The organism is Candidatus Protochlamydia sp. R18 (genome assembly GCF_000648255.1).
In the GTDB taxonomy this organism is placed as follows: domain Bacteria; phylum Chlamydiota; class Chlamydiia; order Chlamydiales; family Parachlamydiaceae; genus Protochlamydia; species Protochlamydia amoebophila.
Genome location: NZ_BASL01000638.1, coordinates 1 through 2,830, shown reverse-complemented (window position 1 = coordinate 2,830; position 2,830 = coordinate 1). Strand labels below are relative to the sequence as shown.

At 32.6% G+C, this 2,830-nt stretch carries 2 protein-coding genes and 1 pseudogene; 2 read left to right on the top strand and 1 reads right to left on the bottom strand.

The window, feature by feature from the left end; all coding sequences use genetic code 11:
- Positions 1-1,518 (top strand): hypothetical protein (locus TY19_RS16125; protein ID WP_158383115.1); only part of this gene is annotated, 1,518 nt, incomplete at its 5' end.
- 50 nt (positions 1,519-1,568) lie between these two features.
- Positions 1,569-2,072, top strand: coding sequence for a hypothetical protein (locus tag TY19_RS02990; protein ID WP_042280048.1), 504 nt, complete (start codon positions 1,569-1,571; stop codon positions 2,070-2,072).
- A gap of 225 nt (positions 2,073-2,297) precedes the next feature.
- Here TY19_RS02990 and TY19_RS02985 read toward each other — a convergent pair.
- A pseudogene (locus tag TY19_RS02985) lies at positions 2,298-2,830 on the bottom strand (IS3-like element ISCpr2 family transposase); the annotation flags it as partial.

Sequence of the window (2,830 nt, the reverse complement as noted above, 5' to 3'; positions counted from 1 at the left end):
TATATATATATATATATATATATATATGGTGGGCTAAATTTCACATTAAATATAATGAGTCTAATCACAATGAATTTTTCTGAAATTTGTAATCCTAATTGGATTTTTAATACTGTAGAAACAAATTTTTTAAGAAATGAAGAACCTGTTGACAAAAGTGAGCTTTTAAAAGCCACTTCTCTAAATCAGCTTAGGCCTCTTTTTGAAGATGCAATAAGGTATATTGATGAAAATCATCATGTCTCTATTCATAATTGGAAAGGATCTCTCAAAGAAGTTCGCATTATTAAAAGAACAACTATGATTGAATGTGACTTTATTGATTACGCAACAGGTACCATCAAACGGAATGAGCTTTACATTCCTCCCGAAATACCTATAGAAGATATGGTTAATTATTTATCTCAATGTGAAGTCTTTCTTAGCTCAAATAATGTACCTTGTTTTTCAAGGCCAATTAGAGCTTATAAATATGAGAACTATACTTATGATGCATGTGGTAATATTTTTGAAATTGGCTATAATGATATTTCTCATCCTCAAATAAAATTAATTGGTGGAAAGCATTACAATGTTACTCTTCTTGAAGGCGATGGTTTATTATGGAAGATAGATGATAAAATCAGAAATACTACCTCATGGATATCCTCTCGAAATATTCTAATTCCCTCTTATGATTGTAGTCCTGCAGCCGTAGAGGTAATCCAAAAAATTAAGACAGTAGGAGAATCTACTAAAAATTGTATTTCTTATCTCAATGATTTCTATATCAAACGAGTTTTGTCAGTAGATGAAGTTAGTGACATGCGCTATCAGTCGCTGTTTCTTTCTTACTATCCAAGTCTTTGTTGTAGAAAACCTTCTGACTATTGCCGTGAAAAGGATATTAGAAGAATCACTACTCTAGCACAAGAAGAATTAGCAATGTTTCAACATCGGAAAGATTACTATTTATTAGAAATAGAACCCAACTATGTTTGGAGCAAAATTGACAAAAGCGTACGAATAAGTAAGTTTATGTGGGCTGTAACGCTTATTACTTTTAATGGCATTAGTGGAAATCATGCTGAATTTGTTGTGGAAGGAATAAGCGATGGATACCATAGAAAAACAAAAGAAAATGAATATTTCCTACATTTCGTTGAGTTTACAGGAAATAGTATAAAAACGGCCCCTTTCCCTATAAATAAACAACTTGAATATCAAACAAGATCAAAAGTTTGGATGCGATCAAGTGCAAAAGTTAAAGAAATGCTCAAAGTAATTCAATATGAAAAAGATAATAATATAATTCCTAAATTTAACCATTTGGGTCCTTTATCATTTTTTAAAATTAAAGGAGGAGAAATTGGAGGGGAAAGCTGTTTTACATGGGTAAGAGAGAAATTTAAAATGATAGACATTCACTTTGAAAAGGGTTGGTTTGAATTTTTAGCAGTTCAAGCAACAAGTTACACCCAACCTCCCGACTATTATGATTCTATAAAAGGACCTGTTGTTGATAATTGGATGTTATAATTGACTTTTCTGTTACACTATCTTTAAAAATTAACAAAATTTAGGTAAAAATGAACTTCCAGCAAGTATTAACTAGCACACAATCTTTTGTAAAATTAGAACCAGTTATAAATCAGGCTTCAGACGAAATTTCTTTTTGGGGAAAACGTTATATCTATATTCAAAGATATAAGCAAGATTTTCCATTACATGATTTAGTTGCCTGTATTATCGAAATCGTAATTCAAAAAGAATTTGAATTTAGCCCGGAAGAGCGTGAAGCTGGCCGTAAAATAGCAGCTAAAATAAATCAACTTTATCAAAATAATGACAATAAGTTGGAAAACAAAAATTTAATCACGAGACAGCTCTGTAAGCTACGAGATGCTTGGCTCAATTGGACTACTCCTTATTATAGTCCTCGCTTTAAATGGGAGCATACTTTTAACAATTTTTTTGAATATTATACAAAAAAACAATATATAATATTATTTGGTTGCGAAGCAAACAATAGCGATCAAGTTATTCGAATTAATAATTCTAAATTTGTGCAATTGTATTCTCATCCAACCTAACAAGATCTAATACACAAATTTGTAAATTTACATCGAAGAATATCGAATTATGTATTAAATGCATCAGAACATGACATTGCCCCGCGAAAAAGGGCCCAATAAAAAGTAAAAAATCATGCTATACTTTAAAAAAAGCACAAAAAATTTTAAAAAGCGTCTATAGTTTTAGGGTGTTTACTGAAAAAAAAGGATGCTTATTGGAGTTGCCCCTATAAAACCGGACCGCTAGCCTGCCATTTTTAATTTCCTTAAATACTCTCTTGGAGAGAGCATATTTAAAGCCTTGTGAGGGGCTTTAACGTTATAGTCTTCGATCCAAATAGGCAATTGCTGCAAAACAGCTTCAGCACTTGCCAGATTGCCGAAATAAACATCATCTCTTTTAAAAGTTTTGACAAAAGCTTCCGCCATGCCATTACTTTCTGGACTATAAGGTGGCGTGGTTCTAATGGTTAAACCAAGCAGTCTACCAAAATTGACAGTTTCTTTAGCCGTGTAACAGCTGCCATTATCAGAGAGCCATTCAAGAGGTACTCTAGCTTTTGGCTGTTCAAATCTATATTCAATAGTCTCAAGCATCAAATCTCGAATCATCTGCCCATCAATACCTATTGTAGAAGCAATATAACGCATGACTTCTCTGTCACACGTATCCAACGAGAAGGCGACATGAACACGATCACCATTTAAGCATTGAATAGAGAAGCTGTCTGAGCACCATCGTGTATTGCTGTAGAGAGTCTCTACTTTGCCTGTAT

Coding starts and splice junctions, on each gene's coding strand:
- TY19_RS02990 (WP_042280048.1), top strand. CDS start 1,569: ATGAACTTCCAGCAAGTATTAACTAGCACACAATCTTTTGTAAAATTA.